Origin of the sequence: Bacillus xiamenensis (assembly GCF_001857925.1) — a bacterium.
Taxonomy (GTDB): domain Bacteria; phylum Bacillota; class Bacilli; order Bacillales; family Bacillaceae; genus Bacillus; species Bacillus xiamenensis.
Genome location: NZ_CP017786.1, coordinates 743,371 through 759,696, shown reverse-complemented (window position 1 = coordinate 759,696; position 16,326 = coordinate 743,371). Strand labels below are relative to the sequence as shown.

The window sequence follows — 16,326 nt, the reverse complement described above, 5'->3', positions numbered from 1 at the left end:
GCATGAACATTGTTATCTAGTTTTGAGAGAACATTTTTTAAATATCTCTTGATTTATTTTCAATACATAGTATAATATCTTTTGTCACTAAATTGTCTGGTGATGATGGCGAAGAGGTCACACCCGTTCCCATACCGAACACGGAAGTTAAGCTCTTCAGCGCCGATGGTAGTTGGGGGTTTCCCCCTGTGAGAGTAGGACATCGCCAGGCTTTCTTCATTCCGCAGTAGCTCAGTGGTAGAGCTATCGGCTGTTAACCGATCGGTCGTAGGTTCGAATCCTACCTGCGGAGCCAATTTGGAGAGCTGTCCGAGTGGCCGAAGGAGCACGATTGGAAATCGTGTAGGCGGTAACCCCGTCTCAAGGGTTCGAATCCCTTGCTCTCCGCCACAAGATACATATAATAGAGGGCCCGTTGGTCAAGCGGTTAAGACACCGCCCTTTCACGGCGGTAACACGGGTTCGAATCCCGTACGGGTCACCATTTTTATAGAATACATACCAGCATTTTATTCGGAGGATTAGCTCAGCTGGGAGAGCATCTGCCTTACAAGCAGAGGGTCGGCGGTTCGAGCCCGTCATCCTCCACCATATCTCTTATATCGTCGCGGGGTGGAGCAGTTCGGTAGCTCGTCGGGCTCATAACCCGAAGGTCGCAGGTTCAAATCCTGCCCCCGCAACCAAAATTTTTTGTTTATGAATTAGGGAGTACTCATTGAGTGCAGTCAAAATGGTCCGGTAGTTCAGTTGGTTAGAATGCCTGCCTGTCACGCAGGAGGTCGCGGGTTCGAGTCCCGTCCGGACCGCCATTTTTTTAAAAGAATACTTGGCTCGGTAGCTCAGTTGGTAGAGCAACGGACTGAAAATCCGTGTGTCGGCGGTTCGATTCCGTCCCGAGCCACCACTATTTGCCGGTGTAGCTCAATTGGTAGAGCAACTGACTTGTAATCAGTAGGTTGGGGGTTCAAGTCCTCTTGCCGGCACTGTTTTTCAAATGTGGAGGGGTAGCGAAGTGGCTAAACGCGGCGGACTGTAAATCCGCTCCCTCCGGGTTCGGCGGTTCGAATCCGCCCCCCTCCACCATTTTTATTTTCATAGGGGCATAGTTTAACGGTAGAACAGAGGTCTCCAAAACCTCCGGTGTGGGTTCGATTCCTACTGCCCCTGCCAATTATATGATTCATAACATCTATGGCGGTTGTGGCGAAGTGGTTAACGCACCAGATTGTGGCTCTGGCACTCGTGGGTTCGATTCCCATCAATCGCCCCATTTTATTATTGGGCTATAGCCAAGCGGTAAGGCAACGGACTTTGACTCCGTCATGCGTTGGTTCGAATCCAGCTAGCCCAGTTGATATGCGGAAGTAGTTCAGTGGTAGAACACCACCTTGCCAAGGTGGGGGTCGCGGGTTCGAATCCCGTCTTCCGCTCCAATAATGGCGGCATAGCCAAGTGGTAAGGCAGAGGTCTGCAAAACCTTTATCCCCGGTTCAAATCCGGGTGTCGCCTTTTTTGAAAAGACTGCCGGGGTGGTGGAATTGGCAGACACACAGGACTTAAAATCCTGCGGTAGGTGACTACCGTGCCGGTTCAAGTCCGGCCCTCGGCACCATTGTTTTTTTATATAAGTTGCGCTCTTTAATGATCATGCCGGTGTGGCGGAATTGGCAGACGCGCACGACTCAAAATCGTGTTCCTCACGGAGTGCCGGTTCGACCCCGGCCACCGGTATCTATAATCGGTAATTGAATGAATGTACCGTCAATCTAATGCTTCTCCATTGTGGAGAGGCATTTTTTTGTGTTTTAAATTTGCTTTGGTGTTTGCACAGGCAGCATGTAACATCATTCCTAAGAACAGATCATGAGTTTGAATCATCTATCGTCATAGTGAATTGTATTTCATTCTTGAATATTTCAGATAAACAGAAGATCCGTATCCCTTTCTAGAAAGCAAAGTGTTGAAAACTCCTTTAGTTGATCCATCCCATTTGATAATATAAAATTAGCGATCTAAAGAAAGGGCAACTTAATACCCTTGACATGGTTTACAAAATGAAAAGTTATACAGTCCTTCGTTTTAAGTATTCGATTACTTTTCTGTGTAAATCATTCAAGGGATACAGGGATGCATGCTGTGGACAATTATATTCCCTTTGCTAAGCAGGGCCCTTTAGATAGCTGCTTTTATGTATAGGGAAAACTCCACCTCTGGCTGGTATCCCGTCTTTAGGGGGATTTTTAATGAAAAATCAATATAACAATGAAGAATTACTGACAGGCGGGAATGTCTCAAACGTCTATCGTTCGGGAGATACGGTTAGACGGGAATTAAAGCCAGGCAATAGCAACATACACAAATTATTAAAGCATTTGGAGAAAAAGAATTTCAATTATGCCCCAAAGTATTTAGGTATTGATGATGAAGGGAGAGAGATACTCTCTTTTATCGAAGGGGAGGCCGGCAATGATCCTGTAAAAGGCTATATGTGTTCTCATGATGTTTTAAAAGAAATAGCGAAAATGCTAAGACTCTACCACGATGCTGTAAGTGACTTTCCAATATCAGATGATTGGGAACGAATGGACAATACACCTAACCAAACAGAGGTGGTGTGCCATAATGATTTTGCCCTGTACAACATTATTTTTAATCATGGAAAACCTGTAGGAATCATTGATTTTGATGTTGCGGCTCCTGGTCCAAGACTTTGGGATATCGCTTATACACTTTACACTTGTGTCCCTCTTAGTAGATTCATTCGCACCGAGACTGGTAAGCTGGTTCAATATCATTCATTAGAACATGCAGATCCTATAAAATATAGGATTCAATTGTTTTTCGAATCCTATGGTGAGAAAATGGGAGAAAGTTTTTTGGATATGGTGTTGCTGCGCTTAGAGGGGTTATGTAAATACATGAAAGAAAAGCACATGAAGGGGACATAGCTTTTCAGAAAATGATCGCTGAAGGGCATCTTGAACACTATCAAAAGGACATGGAATTCATTCAGGCGCACGGAAAAGAATGGATTTAAGAGCAACCATTTTTTCATGGAGGGTTTGTCTTAGGATTAAATTGAATGTAAAAAAGGCGGCGTTATTCTATTGCAATCTACTACTATATTACGGGTCATCATTCAAGACGAGAGGTCAACACATGATCCGCATTTTAGACAGTACTGTGTACAAAAAGAGCAAGGGCTGCGTAAAGAGGCGCTAAAAGTCCTTGATTCCTTTATTGAAGAAATGAAGAAGAACGATTTTGAAACACAGCGTGTCTTTGTGGAGTGGGGTGTTTGAGTGGATTGAACAGTTTGAGGATGGTCACCATTTGCTTGTGTATCCGTTGGTGAATGGAATTACCCAGCCTGTTCTTCAAAAATGGGTGGATATTGATCCATTGGATGTGAGACCGTATCGCTGGCAAGGTCTGTTTGTGCACCAAGGAGAAGCACTGCCTTATTTATTGAAGGCGGTAGAGCTTGGAGGCGGTGAGGAGCAGCGTGTGATTGTTCAGATTTGTGAAACCTATGTATCGGCGTTGTGGTATTCGTTTCACCATATACATGAAGATCTTTATTTAAGTACCTTTGAGATGGATCAAGAGCGAATTCAGGGCATTCAGGATGTCGTGATGCTGTTACAAGATGAAAGGACACGTACCTATTATCAAAAACAAGCAGATTACTATACGCAGCTTTTATCAGACTGGATTAAATTTCAGCAAACGGAGACAAACAATTTTAGGAATGGTGTGCTGAGCGAGAGAAGTCGTATGAATGGGTGGAGACTTTTTATTATCGCCAATAGATATGATGGATAAACGACAGAAGGTTTCTGTCGTTTTTATATGTCGAGCCATATGCGCTTTATTTCTAAATGATCTGGTCGAAAGTATTTTAGGACATAGACATCTGGGTTGCTGAGTGTTTTCCATTCATTGAATCCTATGTCCGGATCAGCATATTTGAGGAGCAGGCTCATGATATTGCCATGTGTGACAAAGAGGGTATGATCTTCTCCTCTTTTTATTTGTTCGTCAAGAGCCTCTACGATCCGGTTCATGGCTTCCTGCCTGGATTCTCCGCCTTCATACGCGATGGTTAAATCCATAAAAGTGAGCTTTAGCTTTTCATACCAATCGTCCATTGACTTGCTGCTTAACACACGTTCAGAGAGACGCTCATCCGTTTTTATCTTAAGCTGTTTTGCATGGGCAAGAGGCTGGATGGTTTGGATCGCCCGTTTATAAGGACTTGAGATGATCTGATTGAGTTGTATGCTCGAAAAGAACTCGGCGAGTGTGTGTGATTGTGCGATGCCCTGCGGTGTTAAAGCTGCGTTTTTGGATTGTCCATCTGCTTGGCAGTGTCTGACGATATAATAGGTTTTCATGGGATTACACCTTTCATTGAGTAAATAGAGGATAAAAAAATCATCCAGTTTTGGATGAGCATTCACGAAAGTCTAGGTTCATTTGTTTGTATCTGTTTCTTTATAGGGATCAGTGAGCTTGGAGGTCAGGTCTAAATTGAATAAAAAATCATCTAAGGTGTCTGTACCAAAGGGAAGGGTGGAAAAGTTAATTGGGATACAGTCTTCTTGCGTTTCTGAAGTGATCGGTTGTTTGGGCTGCTTTTTTCTCCAGTTCTTAAACAAGCGCATGTATGGCCCCCTTTTCTAAGAAAAAGATGGATTTATACATAATATACGGGGAGAGTTGTCCGAGCGTCAATTGTTTTCTTCAAATGGGTCTATTCAATTTATACGAAAGAAGCCACAGGCAAGTGCGGCTCTTTATGAATATTTACATAGCATGACGTAATGCTTGCAGTAATTTACGTTCGCACCTTAAGTTGTATCGCTTTTTATGGAGTTTCTCCGTTTTAAACCTGCCAATGGCATGGCGAACATCTTGGTGATAAATGATCAGCTCTCTACTTGTTTGCTCATTTAATAACGCTTGAAACCAGCTATATTGTTTCAGATGTACTGCGTTCCTGGAGATATCCTCTTCATCTACCTGTAGAAAAGGGATATACAGAGCAAGGGTAAAGATGTCTAAAATAAAACCCATATCATCTCCTCCTTTCATATGATTCATTACGCTTAGAAAAGAGGAGAGGTTTCATTCAATTGATCTCTAAAAACAATCCCAGTGCATCAACCATTCTTTCGTTTCTTTGTTGTAATAGAAATACATGGTGCCATGATCACCAATCATGAAACGAGGTTTTTCTTCTGAGGCGATTTGCAGCATGAATTCACCTTGCTTTTGATGGGGCGGAGATTGAATATAAGCCCCATATCCGCCGATTTTTGTGAACGAGTAATTAGAGTAGTGTTGAAAGAAGTAGTCTGTTGCTTCTTCACTTTCATTCACTTCTGATAAATCAACGTACGACCAAGCTTCCTCCCAGCACGGGTAGTCTTCTTGTTCACTTTCGCTCCACTGGATTTGAAAGGGTTTGATTCCTTTCACTTCTTCAGAGGTCTCAACGATTTCTAATCCTTCCATTGTTGAATATTCAATGAGCTTCCAGCCTTCACCGTTTTTGGTGATATCAATCGGAAGTGCTTTCTGGTTGAGAAAAATTTGTATCATCTTACATTCATCAAAGCCGTTTATTCCCCCTGGTACTTCTGGTAAATATATTTGCAAAATGGGAATCATAGCTCCGTCTTGATCTGTCGGCCATCCTTTATCAGGGTGCATGAAAAAATGACCGGCAAACCAGCTGTATCTATATGGATCAGAACGAAATCCGCCAATCTTGGCCATGACTGGTGTTTTCCCTATTTGATTTAATTCATGAAAAGCCTTGATCTCCATTTAACATCTCTCCATCCATTAGCCTGCAATATGTGCATCCTGAAACGTGCCATTGATATTTCCAGTGACAATGATGACATGTCCCCAAAATACATCACCGTCATGATAGTAGGCTTCAAATTCTCCATTTGGATAAGCATGGAGGCTTTCCAGTGACATGCGGTTAATCAATTGATCTTGCGAGATCTCTTCTTGATGTTCAGCCGAGTCGTCTTGTTCCTGCCAATCTTTGGCTAATTCAATCAGTTTATTTGCCGCAAATGATTTAATAGAGGAATCCCATTTAGCCTGTTCTTGTACGAGTTGTCTAGCGGTTTGGAGAGAGGCGGCTATGTCTTCGTCTTCTTCAAGATTGAAGTAGAGAAGGCTTTCCTGGTTGCCCCATTGGATGGTTGTTTCAAATAAGTCCAGTCCTTTTACTAATTCAAAGGTGCCCAATTTGTCATCGTGATAAAAGACAGGTTTTTGAGCCTCTTCTAATATCTCTTCAAGATCTCTATCCTCGGTATCTGTATCGGTAAGTGATACGAGCATGAATTCACCTTCACCTTTTCGAACCTGAAGTCTAACGATTGATTCTTGATGTATTTGTGCTTGTTTTTCTCGTAATCCCTTGTCATCTGTTAACCAGCACAGTCTCATTTTTTCGGTTGTGATTCGGTCATTTTCCTTCCAAGCAATGAGTGGAATGGAAGCGGTCCAAAGCGTTTCTTTTCCTGCTTTTCCTGCACCGACCCCAGAAGGTCCTGTGACAGCTATGATGTCTATCACTTCTTCTGAAAATCTTTGTTCAAATGTGTTGATTTGTTTGTTCGTTTTCATAGGATGTCCCCCAGCTTGATTAATTGATGGAGCTATACCTTTATCACACCGTACATTGGCAGAGGAAATCAAGCTTTTTTTGCTTAAAACTGTTTTTAGGTTTATAGAAGCAGAGCGGATACATGGATTGTTGGAGGTTGAGTCACAATAAAAGAGCAAATGGGCTGAGATCGAATTTTGTATAATTTTGGGTAAATAAGTCGAAAAGCCTAGGTGATTCTTCCTTTTCTTTATAATTACTTTGACACGATTAGATGAAAAAAGTAAAGTAGTACTGAGTGATTTACAAAACCTTCATGATTCACTGAAATGTGAAGTTTTAGTAAATTTAGTGTAAATGGATAATTTTCCTTTTATTTACTCGTATTTTTTTTGAAACTTATGATGCTTCTCATTCGTTATATTAAAGGAGCACATGTAGCCAGCGGAGACAGAGCATCGGAATACCTGGTGCAGAAGATTTACATTTGCAAAATGAATGTAAATTTTTTATGATTTCATTTATATCAGATCGAAATGAAGAAAGAAGAGGTTTTATGAAAAAAATATTTGCGAACAAATATAGCTTTTTTGTTTTGGCTGTTCTTTTATTTTGGGCAAAATCGTATACAGCTTACAAAATGGACTTTAATTTAGGAGTCAAAGGTTCTTTTCAAGAGGGGCTTCTTTTATTAAATCCATTCAGTTCAGCCATTGTGTTTTTAGGACTTGCTCTCTTTTTGAAGGGGCGTAAATCTGCCATTGTTTTAATTGTCATTGATTTTATTATGACCGCACTTTTATATGCGAATGTAGCGTATTACCGTTTCTTTGATGACTTTTTGACTTTCCCAACTATGAAGCAAGCGGGCAATCTTGGGGGAGGCATGACTGGCGGTGTGTTAGCCAGCATTAAGCCGCATGACCTTTTGTACTTCATTGATATCATTATTTTAATTGCTATTGTCATTTGGAGACCAGAAGTGAAGAAGTTCCAAATGAAAAAGACGTTTGCACTGCTGATTGTGGCTGCGGGTGTTGGACTGTTCTTTGTCAATCTACATTTAGCTGAAAAGGATCGTCCTGAATTATTAACGAGAACATTTGATCATAAATATATTGTCAAATATTTAGGTGTTTATAACTATGCGATTTATGACGGTGTGCAAACGGCGCAAAATGCAACGCAGGTAGCAAATGCAAGCAGTGATGATTTAACGGATGTTGTGAACTACACGACCTCTCATTATGCGAAGCCAAATGCTGAGTATTTTGGTCAAGCAAAAGGGAAAAACATCATTAAAATTCATTTAGAAAGCTTCCAGTCGTTCTTAATTGACTACAAGCTAAATGGAGAAGAAGTCACGCCATTTTTAAACAAGCTGGCTCATGGTAAAGATGATTTTACGTATTTCGATAACTTCTTCCATCAGACTGGTCAAGGGAAGACATCTGATGCTGAGCTGATGATGGATAATAGTATGTTTGGCTTGCCAGAGGGTGCAGCGTTTGTGACAAAAGGTGAAAATACCTTCCAATCACTTCCTGCGATCCTAGATCAAAAAGCAGGCTATACAAGTGCAGTGCTCCACGGTGACTATAAATCTTTTTGGAACCGTGACACGATTTATAAGCATATGGGAATTGATCAATTCTTCGATGCTTCATATTACAACATGGATGAAGAAAACCTTGTGAATATGGGTCTGAAGGATAAGCCGTTCTTTAAAGAATCAATCCCAATGTTAGAATCGTTGAAAAAGCCATTTTATGCCCATTTAATGACTCTCACAAATCACTATCCATTTAATTTAGATGAAAAAGATGCGACGATCGCTAAGGCAACAACTGGCGATAAAACCGTAGATAATTACTTCCAAACAGCAAGATATTTGGATGAGTCATTAGAGCAATTCTTTAAGGACTTGAAAAAATCAGGTCTTTATAAAGATTCGGTGATTCTATTATATGGTGACCATAACGGTATTTCTGAGAACCATAACCGTGCAATGAGCGAAATCCAAGGGAAAGAAATTACCCCTTATCAAAATGCACAAAATCAGCGTGTTCCGCTCATGATTCGTATCCCTGGAAAACAGGGCGGCGTGAACCATACGTATGGCGGTGAAGTCGACGTGATGCCAACACTTCTTCACTTACAAGGTATTGATTCCAATGAGTTCGTGAATTTTGGGACAGATCTATTTTCTAAACAGCATGATCAAACCGTTGCATTCCGTAATGGAAACTATGTGACACCGAAATATACCCTTGTAGATAATACAGTCTACGATACAAAAACGGGTAAAGTTGTGAAACAAAATAAAAAGACAGAAGCAATTAAAGCCCGTGTTGATAATCAGTTAAGCCTTTCAGATAAAGTGCTCTACAGGGATCTTCTTCGATTCCATAAACTATCTGATTTTAAACCAGTGAATCCATCTGATTATTTCTATGGTAAAACAAACAAAGAGAACGAGGCGGATTCTTCTGCTAACTAACTGAGTTTTGGGCAAGCACAGAAAGGTGCTTGCCTTTTTCTCTCTCAGCTTGATTTGTTGGCAAAATATGTTTATATTTAGGGAGGAAACAAGTGTGACGTCAGCGGCCAGCTGGCGAAAAACTCATTTCGTCCTAGGGGATTTCAGGAGGAGCTTATGACGACAAATACAAAAACACAAAAAAAGAAATCAGAGTTATGGGGCTGGATCAAAGCCATCTTAATCGCATTTATTGCTGTTTTTATCATTCGTAACTTTTTATTCGCACCGTATATTGTGAAAGGGACTTCTATGGAACCGACCCTGCATAATACAGAGCGGGTTTTTGTGAATAAAACCGTTGATTACTTCGGCGATTATAAACGGGGACAGATCATCGTTCTTGATGGGGAAGACCGCAGCACTCACTATGTGAAACGATTGATTGGTTTACCTGGTGATAAAATCGAAATGAAAAATGACCAGCTGTATGTGAATGGTAAAAAAGTATCTGAGCCTTATTTAGAGTCAAACAAAAAGAAAGCAGAAGCAGACGGCACTTTGCTGACGCCTGATTTTGGTCCTCTTACCGTTCCTAAAGGGAAGTACTTTGTGATGGGTGACAATCGCCAAAATTCAATGGATAGCCGCAACGGTTTAGGTCTTTTTACAAAGAGTGATATTCAAGGGACAACATCATTTGTGTTTTATCCCATCCAAGATATTCGTTTACTCAATCATTAATAAAATAGATCAAAAAAAGCACACCCGTGTGCTTTTTTTGTTTGTTTAAGACTGACTTTTTGAAATCGCCTGTTCTAGATCTGCCAAAATGTCTTCAATCGCTTCTGTTCCAACAGATAAACGGATGAGTTCTGGTGTAACGCCTGTCGCTTTTTGCTCTGCTTCACTTAATTGTTGATGCGTTGTGCTGGCAGGATGAATAATCAGTGACTTAGAATCGCCCACGTTGGCAAGGTGTGAGAAAAGCTGGACGGAATCAATGAGCTTTTTCCCTGCTTCTCGCCCACCTTTAATACCGAATGTGAGGATGGCTCCTTGTCCTTTTGGTAAATAGGTTTGAGCCAGCTCAAAGGATTCATGGCCTTCAAGACCTGGATAGCTTACCCATTCTACAAGAGGATGCTCCTGTAAAAATTGTGCGGTCTTCAATGCATTTTCACTATGACGCTCAAGACGTAGATGCAATGTTTCTAAGCCTTGCAAAAGTAAAAATGAGTTGAATGGTGATAAAGCCGCCCCTAAATCACGCAAGAGCTGTACACGTGCTTTTGTGATATAAGCCGCTTCTCCAATCGCTTCGGTATACGTCAGTCCATGATAGCTTGGGTCTGGTTCCGTCAGTCCTTTGAACTTATCACTGTCAGCCCACGGGAATTGACCACTATCGACGATGACTCCGCCAATAGATGTGCCGTGGCCGCCAATAAATTTCGTCGCTGAATGGACGACAATGTCTGCACCAAACTCAATAGGTCTTAACAAATAAGGACTGGCAAGCGTGTTGTCCACAATAAGTGGAATATGGTGCTTGTGTGCAATGGCTGAGACGGCTTTAATATGTAAAATGTCGCCTTTGGGGTTCCCGATACTCTCTGCATAGACAGCTTTTGTTTTGTCTGTAATGGCCGCTTCGAGTTCTTCAAGGTTAGATGAATCTACAAATTTCACGGTAATGCCAAGCTTTTTTAATGTATGGGCAAATAGATTGTATGTGCCGCCATAAAGACTGCTGGAGGATACGATTTCATCGCCAGCACCTGCAATGTTTAAAATGGAATAAGTAGTAGCTGCTTGTCCAGAAGAGACGGCAAGCGCACCAATTCCACCTTCAAGCGCTGCGATCCGTTTTTCAAACACGTCATTTGTAGGATTCATAATACGTGAATAAATATTGCCGGGTTCCTGAAGTCCAAATAAATTCGCTGCATGCTCACTATCTCTAAAACCGAAAGAGCTTGTTTGATAAATAGGTACGGCTCTTGAATAGGTGGCTGAATCAAGTTCCTGACCTGCGTGAATGGCTTTTGTTTCTAGACGAAATTGAAGATCTTCTGACATGTGTGTATCCTCCTTTTGTTAGATAAAACCAACTATTTTGATAAGAAATATTTAATAAGACTATAAATCTTGTTTCCTGTCCGGTCAATGATTTTTTAGATAAATCTGAAAAAACAATAATTATAGTTGACAGGTCGGAATAGTGTGTATTAACATGACCATACTGAAAACATCAACAAGAATAGCTGATCGGTCAACCGAAGGCTCTATCACTTATCATGAGTGAAGGGCCTTTTTTTATTTTAATTAGAAGGGAAGATGAACATGGAAAAAAAGAAAAAACGAAGAAAATACAGAAGACATCTGGATCTTACACTAGACATTTTGATTGAGCGGAACAAATATGAGATTTACAGTAATCAAGAACGAATAGAAGCGATTTACGATCGAATTGATGAAAAGCATACAAGGTCGAAATAACTATTTTATAAAATATAGTTGATTTATAGGGATAATATGATTTAGGATGGTGCTAACAAATCAATATGAACAGCTGATCGGACAACACGAAGGCTCTTATCTCTCTTTTGGGATAAGGGCCTTTCTGTGTATATGCAAGAAGACAAGAGGAGTGAAGGGTGCAGTGACAATTTCCATTGATATTGTGGGGAAGTCTTTTTGGAAAGACAAACAAACCATTCAAGTGCTTGAGGACGTGAGGCTCACCATCGTTCCTGGTGAATTCGTGACGGTGATTGGTCCGAGCGGATGCGGGAAAAGTACATTGCTGAAGATCATTGGAGGGCTTGATACAGATTATGAAGGAGAGATCGTGATAGGAAAAAGGCGTGTGACAGAACCAGGAATGAAACAGGGCTTTATCTTTCAAGAGCATCGCTTGTTTCCGTGGCTGACGGTCGAAGAAAATATCGCTGCCAATTTCAATTTAAAACAAGCAGCTATACGCCGAAAAGTGGATGAATTGATTGAGATTGTTCGGTTAAAAGGTTTTGAACATGCTTATCCACATGAGCTTTCGGGCGGAATGTCACAACGTGTAGCCATCGCAAGAGCACTCCTGCGTGATCCGGAGATTTTACTGCTTGATGAACCATTTGGTGCGCTGGATGCATTTACACGGAAACACCTACAAGATGTGCTGCTGGATATTTGGCAGGAGAAAAGAACCACGATGGTGCTTGTCACTCATGATATTGATGAATCCATTTATTTAGGCAATGAAATTGTGCTGTTACAGGCAAGACCCGGCCGAATTCATAAAATCCTTCCCGTGAATTTACCGTTTCCGCGGAATAGAACGTCAACAGCCTTTCAGAGCTTAAGACAAAAGGTGCTTTCAGAATTTGAGAAAACAGATGAGCTGTTATTGACGGATGGCTCAGGAATTTAAGGAGGTCAAATCGGATGAAAAGGCAAAATAGAATCGCTCTCTTTCTGGTTCTCCTCCTTGTATTAGCAGGGTGTGATCAAAGCGTCAATGGATCAGAAAACAAGCCGAAAGAGATTCGGATTGGCATTCAGCAAAGTCTAAGTCCACTACTTTTAGCAAAGGAAAAAGGATGGTTTGAACAATCATTTGAAAAAGAAGGTGTGAAAGTCAAGTGGGTGGAGTTTCAAAGTGGTCCTCCCCAATTCGAAGGACTGGCCGCTAATCAATTAGATTTTTCTCAGGTTGGTAACTCACCTGTTATAGCTGGCCAGGCAGCAGGAATTGATTTTAAGGAAATTGGTTTATCTCAGGATGGACTGAAGGCGAATGGGATTTTAGTGAACAAGAACAGTGAGATTCAAAAAGTAGAAGATTTAAAAGGGAAAAAAATTGCTGTTGCGAAAGGGAGCAGTGGTTTTGACTTTTTATACAAAGTGTTAGATCAGGTAGGATTATCTGCAAAGGATGTTCAGATCATTCAGTTGCAGCCGGATGAAGCAATATCTGCGTTTGAGAATGAGTCCGTTGATGCTTGGGCGATTTGGGAGCCGTTCTTATCACTTGAAACGATACAAAAAGGGGCAAAACTGCTGGTCAATGGAGAAGCGACCGATTTATATTCTCCAGGATTCACACTTGTCAGAACCAAGTTTGCCGATCAGTATCCTGAACTGGTGGTGCAATTTTTAAAAGTTTATAACAAAGCGGTGAAATGGCAGAAAGCAAATCAACAGGAAGCCATTACACTATATGCTCGTTTGAAGCAGCTAGATCAGAAGGTGGTGACACAAGTATTAAACAATACAGAGCCGCTCAATGAGCCCATTTCTAAGAAGATCATAAACGCCCAGCAGCATACAGCTGATTTTCAATATCAAACAAAGGCGATCCAGCGGAAGATTGATGTTAAACAGGTAGTAGATAATTCGTTTATTGAAAAAATGCTGAAAGAGGAGAAGAATTGATGAAAGCTGTATCTAATCCAGCTCTTGTGACTAAAACCGAGAGACCGAAGAAAAAGAGGAGAAAAGCTTCATCCTTGATCATGTTAAAAGGACTTGTATTACCTGTTTTACTCATTGTGATTTGGCAGGTAACTGCTGGTTTCCAAATCGTTTCTTCGACTGTACTTCCTGCCCCCACTGTCATTGCGGAATCTTTTCGAGAGTTGATCCGTTCCGGTGAGCTGTTTGGCCATCTTTATATCAGTCTTTACAGAGCGATTTGCGGGTTTTTACTTGGGGGAGGTTTAGGACTTGTGATGGGCGTGTGTGTCGGTTTTTCTAGGAAAACAGAGCAGTATGTAGATCCGACCTTGCAGATGCTGAGAACAGTTCCTCATTTAGCGGTGACACCTTTATTTATTCTTTGGTTTGGTTTTGATGAATCAGCGAAAATTTTGTTAATTGCACTTGGGGCTTTTTTTCCAATCTATATCAATACCTTTCTAGGGATTCGCAGTGTAGATAACAAGCTATTTGATGTGGCTCGCGCTTTAGAGTTTAATCTGTATCAAAACATCACAAAGCTGATTTTACCTGCTGCCCTTCCACATATTCTTCTGGGCGTGAGGCTTTCATTGGGCATTGCCTGGCTTGGTTTAGTCGTGGCTGAATTAATGGGGTCGAGCAGTGGTGTCGGCTATATGATTATGGATGCAAGGCAATTCTCGCAAACGGATAAAGTGTTTGTAGGGATTATCATCTTTGCGGTAGTTGGTAAAGTGACAGATTCATTTGTACGTCTGTTAGAAAAGCGTCTGCTTAGTTGGCGCACAAGTTATCAAGGTGAAAAATAATTGGAGGCGATGTGATGAATATTCTATGGTTTATTCCAACTCACGGGGATGGTCGTTATTTAGGATCATCAAAAGGTGCAAGACAGGCAGACTATCCATATTTTAAACAAATTGCTCAAGCTGCTGATCAGCTTGGTTATACGGGGGTCTTGCTGCCTACAGGAAGATCTTGTGAAGATCCATGGCTGACGGCTGCTGCTTTAGCGGCAGAAACAACTCATTTAAAGTTTCTTGTGGCTTTGCGGCCGGGTTTGATGCAGCCGTCTGTTGCTGCTAGAATGACCTCCACACTCGATCGACTTTCAGGCGGGAGGCTGCTGATCAATGTTGTGGCGGGCGGAAGTAAAGAAGAACTTGCAGGTGATGGGCTATTGATTTCTCATGATGAACGCTACGAGGCAACAGAGGAATTTTTAACCATTTGGAAGCGGCTATTGAAAGGGGAGAAGGTGCAGTTTCAAGGAAAGCATTTGCAATCACAAAATGGACAGTTGCTATTTCCACCAGCTCAAACGCCACATCCACCCGTCTTTTTTGGTGGATCATCAGAAGCAGGAATTCAAACAGCTGCAAAGCATACAGATGTTTATTTAACTTGGGGCGAGCCGCCTGCACAAGTAAAGGAAAAAATCGCACAAGTGAAGAAGCAGGCTGAAAAGGAAGGAAGAACGGTGAAGTTTGGTATTCGTCTTCATGTGATTGTGAGAGAAACGGAAGATGAGGCTTGGCAGGCAGCGGAACATCTGATTCGTCATTTAGATCAAAAGACGATTGATGAGGCGCAAAAGGCTTTACAAGGGATGGACTCAGTAGGGCAAAAACGAATGGTTGAATTACATCAAGGAAATAAAGAAAAGCTTGAAATTAGCCCGAATCTTTGGGCAGGCATTGGTTTAGTTCGTGGCGGTGCCGGAACAGCGCTCGTCGGTGACCCGCAAACAGTGGCAGAACGTATCGTAGAATATCAATCTCTCGGTATTGATACATTTATCTTTTCTGGTTATCCGCACTTAGAAGAGGCTTATCATTTAGCAGAACTTGTTTTCCCGCTTCTTCCATTTAAAAGAAATGGTGATGCAAGACTTCATGTGCCAGCTGGAGAAATTATAGGGAACCATTACTTCCCTGATACAGCCTCTGCTGCAAGTTCGTCATAAATGAAAAGCAAAGCAGCCCAGCGAGTGTGGCTGCTTTGCTTTTTTATATAGAAAAACAAGAACGTAAAAAGGTGTGTGCGGTTGAAGAAGGTAAGGGCTTTTTTCCCAATGCGCTTTCTTGTATATACATATTTCGAGTGGCAAGAGAAGAAGGAAAATATACTCACTCTTTTGTCCGAATTATCAGTAAATATTTCATAATTGGTCTGTTAACGACATATAAACAGGACTTTTATATCTGATATATCGGGGGAATTCTTTCTAGCTCATAAAAATGAAAGAATATATAGAACAGATGATAAAAATGAACTATTTGAAAAGAAACAGAAAAAAGATGGTTTTATTGACATTATATGGGTTTTATGGGCATTCTGTTGTGGCAGAAAATAGTAAAATAGAGAGTGTCTATCCAGTCGAAAGGGAGTAATTGAATAAAAAGTCACATTTTGAACGAAAGTACGTTCCCTCAAAAATGGGATCTTCTGTTGATGTTTGAAGTGTGACGCCTATGATACGATCATCATAAGCTGGGAGGTGAAAAGTATGACTTATGCAGCGCCGCAAGTTGACTATTCCACTATGGAACCTGCTATTATGGACCAAGCTTGGTTCTTAGTATTTATTGCAGTCCTTCTCGGATTGGGAGCAACAGTTGTTCTAGGAGCAGCAGTTTGGTGTTTAGCAAACGGCAAGGGCAGCTTTACAGGAGCCGTTCAGTGGGAAAGTGGCTTAAAAGTCCAAATTGAATGTAAGTAGCTATACTTAGGATTCATCTTTTTACTT

General features: G+C 41.3%; 14 protein-coding genes, 16 tRNA genes, 1 rRNA gene and 2 pseudogenes. 27 read left to right on the top strand and 6 right to left on the bottom strand.

Features of this window, described 5'->3' with window-relative positions:
• The first annotated feature begins 95 nt into the window (after positions 1-95).
• From rrf to BK049_RS03765, 19 genes and pseudogenes are all read left to right on the top strand, one after another.
• Positions 96-211 (top strand): 5S ribosomal RNA (gene rrf / locus BK049_RS03855).
• Positions 212-220: 9 nt separating this feature from the next.
• Positions 221-295, top strand: a tRNA-Asn gene (locus tag BK049_RS03850).
• Positions 296-299: 4 nt separating this feature from the next.
• Positions 300-390 (top strand) — tRNA-Ser (locus tag BK049_RS03845).
• Positions 391-409: 19 nt separating this feature from the next.
• Positions 410-484, top strand: a tRNA-Glu gene (locus BK049_RS03840).
• 31 nt (positions 485-515) lie between these two features.
• A tRNA-Val gene (locus tag BK049_RS03835) sits at positions 516-591 on the top strand.
• Positions 592-606: 15 nt separating this feature from the next.
• Positions 607-683 (top strand) — tRNA-Met (locus tag BK049_RS03830).
• Positions 684-732: 49 nt separating this feature from the next.
• Positions 733-809 (top strand) — tRNA-Asp (locus tag BK049_RS03825).
• A gap of 19 nt (positions 810-828) precedes the next feature.
• Positions 829-904 (top strand) — tRNA-Phe (locus BK049_RS03820).
• A gap of 6 nt (positions 905-910) precedes the next feature.
• Positions 911-983: transfer RNA gene (locus BK049_RS03815), tRNA-Thr, on the top strand.
• A 15-nt stretch (positions 984-998) separates the two neighbouring features.
• Positions 999-1,083 (top strand) — tRNA-Tyr (locus tag BK049_RS03810).
• Between the two features lie 13 nt (positions 1,084-1,096).
• Positions 1,097-1,170 (top strand) — tRNA-Trp (locus BK049_RS03805).
• A gap of 24 nt (positions 1,171-1,194) precedes the next feature.
• Positions 1,195-1,270, top strand: a tRNA-His gene (locus BK049_RS03800).
• A gap of 9 nt (positions 1,271-1,279) precedes the next feature.
• Positions 1,280-1,351: transfer RNA gene (locus BK049_RS03795), tRNA-Gln, on the top strand.
• 7 nt (positions 1,352-1,358) lie between these two features.
• Positions 1,359-1,433 (top strand) — tRNA-Gly (locus BK049_RS03790).
• A gap of 5 nt (positions 1,434-1,438) precedes the next feature.
• A tRNA-Cys gene (locus BK049_RS03785) sits at positions 1,439-1,509 on the top strand.
• Positions 1,510-1,523: 14 nt separating this feature from the next.
• A tRNA-Leu gene (locus tag BK049_RS03780) sits at positions 1,524-1,612 on the top strand.
• A 37-nt stretch (positions 1,613-1,649) separates the two neighbouring features.
• Positions 1,650-1,731: transfer RNA gene (locus tag BK049_RS03775), tRNA-Leu, on the top strand.
• A 512-nt stretch (positions 1,732-2,243) separates the two neighbouring features.
• Positions 2,244-3,037: pseudogene (locus tag BK049_RS03770) on the top strand (phosphotransferase).
• A 70-nt stretch (positions 3,038-3,107) separates the two neighbouring features.
• A pseudogene (locus BK049_RS03765) lies at positions 3,108-3,812 on the top strand (hypothetical protein).
• Between the two features lie 36 nt (positions 3,813-3,848).
• Here the strand turns inward: BK049_RS03765 and BK049_RS03760 are convergent.
• From BK049_RS03760 to BK049_RS03740, 5 genes are all read right to left on the bottom strand, one after another.
• Positions 3,849-4,397: a histidine phosphatase family protein gene (locus BK049_RS03760; protein ID WP_071167870.1), complete on the bottom strand. Its 549-nt coding sequence runs from the start codon at positions 4,395-4,397 to the stop codon at positions 3,849-3,851.
• A gap of 78 nt (positions 4,398-4,475) precedes the next feature.
• Entirely contained in the window at positions 4,476-4,667 is a 192-nt protein-coding gene (locus BK049_RS03755; RefSeq protein WP_071167869.1) for a hypothetical protein, read from the bottom strand.
• Positions 4,668-4,809: 142 nt separating this feature from the next.
• Positions 4,810-5,079 (bottom strand): hypothetical protein, encoded by a 270-nt coding sequence (locus tag BK049_RS03750; protein WP_008358651.1) that lies wholly within the window; start codon positions 5,077-5,079, stop codon positions 4,810-4,812.
• Between the two features lie 66 nt (positions 5,080-5,145).
• Positions 5,146-5,835, bottom strand: coding sequence for a DUF1963 domain-containing protein (locus BK049_RS03745; protein ID WP_071167868.1), 690 nt, complete (start codon positions 5,833-5,835; stop codon positions 5,146-5,148).
• Positions 5,836-5,853: 18 nt separating this feature from the next.
• A complete protein-coding gene (locus BK049_RS03740) occupies positions 5,854-6,657 on the bottom strand; it encodes a DUF2262 domain-containing protein (RefSeq protein WP_071167867.1) in 804 nt (267 codons plus the stop codon).
• A gap of 536 nt (positions 6,658-7,193) precedes the next feature.
• Here BK049_RS03740 and ltaS point away from each other — a divergent pair.
• Entirely contained in the window at positions 7,194-9,137 is a 1,944-nt protein-coding gene (gene ltaS, locus BK049_RS03735) for a lipoteichoic acid synthase (RefSeq protein WP_034739123.1), read from the top strand.
• A gap of 156 nt (positions 9,138-9,293) precedes the next feature.
• Positions 9,294-9,860 carry a signal peptidase I gene (gene lepB / locus BK049_RS03730; protein ID WP_071167866.1) on the top strand — a complete coding sequence of 189 codons (567 nt, stop codon included), beginning with the start codon at positions 9,294-9,296 and terminating at the stop codon, positions 9,858-9,860.
• Between the two features lie 45 nt (positions 9,861-9,905).
• Here lepB and BK049_RS03725 read toward each other — a convergent pair whose 3' ends face one another.
• A complete protein-coding gene (locus BK049_RS03725; RefSeq protein ID WP_071167865.1) occupies positions 9,906-11,198 on the bottom strand; it encodes a homocysteine synthase in 1,293 nt (430 codons plus the stop codon).
• A gap of 264 nt (positions 11,199-11,462) precedes the next feature.
• On the opposite strand from BK049_RS03725, the gene BK049_RS03720 reads away from it, so the two are divergent.
• From BK049_RS03720 to BK049_RS03695, 6 genes are all read left to right on the top strand, one after another.
• A complete protein-coding gene (locus BK049_RS03720) occupies positions 11,463-11,618 on the top strand; it encodes an FbpB family small basic protein (RefSeq protein ID WP_034739115.1) in 156 nt (51 codons plus the stop codon).
• 163 nt (positions 11,619-11,781) lie between these two features.
• On the top strand, positions 11,782-12,549 hold the full coding sequence (locus BK049_RS03715; protein WP_071167864.1) for an ABC transporter ATP-binding protein: 768 nt from the start codon (positions 11,782-11,784) through the stop codon (positions 12,547-12,549).
• A 14-nt stretch (positions 12,550-12,563) separates the two neighbouring features.
• Complete coding sequence (locus tag BK049_RS03710) at positions 12,564-13,553, top strand: aliphatic sulfonate ABC transporter substrate-binding protein (protein WP_071167863.1); 990 nt, start codon at positions 12,564-12,566, stop codon at positions 13,551-13,553.
• 80 nt (positions 13,554-13,633) lie between these two features.
• Complete coding sequence (locus tag BK049_RS03705; RefSeq protein ID WP_425304333.1) at positions 13,634-14,386, top strand: ABC transporter permease; 753 nt, start codon at positions 13,634-13,636, stop codon at positions 14,384-14,386.
• Positions 14,387-14,400: 14 nt separating this feature from the next.
• A complete protein-coding gene (ssuD, locus tag BK049_RS03700) occupies positions 14,401-15,543 on the top strand; it encodes an FMNH2-dependent alkanesulfonate monooxygenase (protein WP_008358669.1) in 1,143 nt (380 codons plus the stop codon).
• Between the two features lie 543 nt (positions 15,544-16,086).
• Positions 16,087-16,299, top strand: a complete 213-nt coding sequence (locus BK049_RS03695; RefSeq protein WP_008358673.1) for a hypothetical protein — start codon at positions 16,087-16,089, stop codon at positions 16,297-16,299.
• The last annotated feature ends 27 nt before the right edge of the window (positions 16,300-16,326 follow it).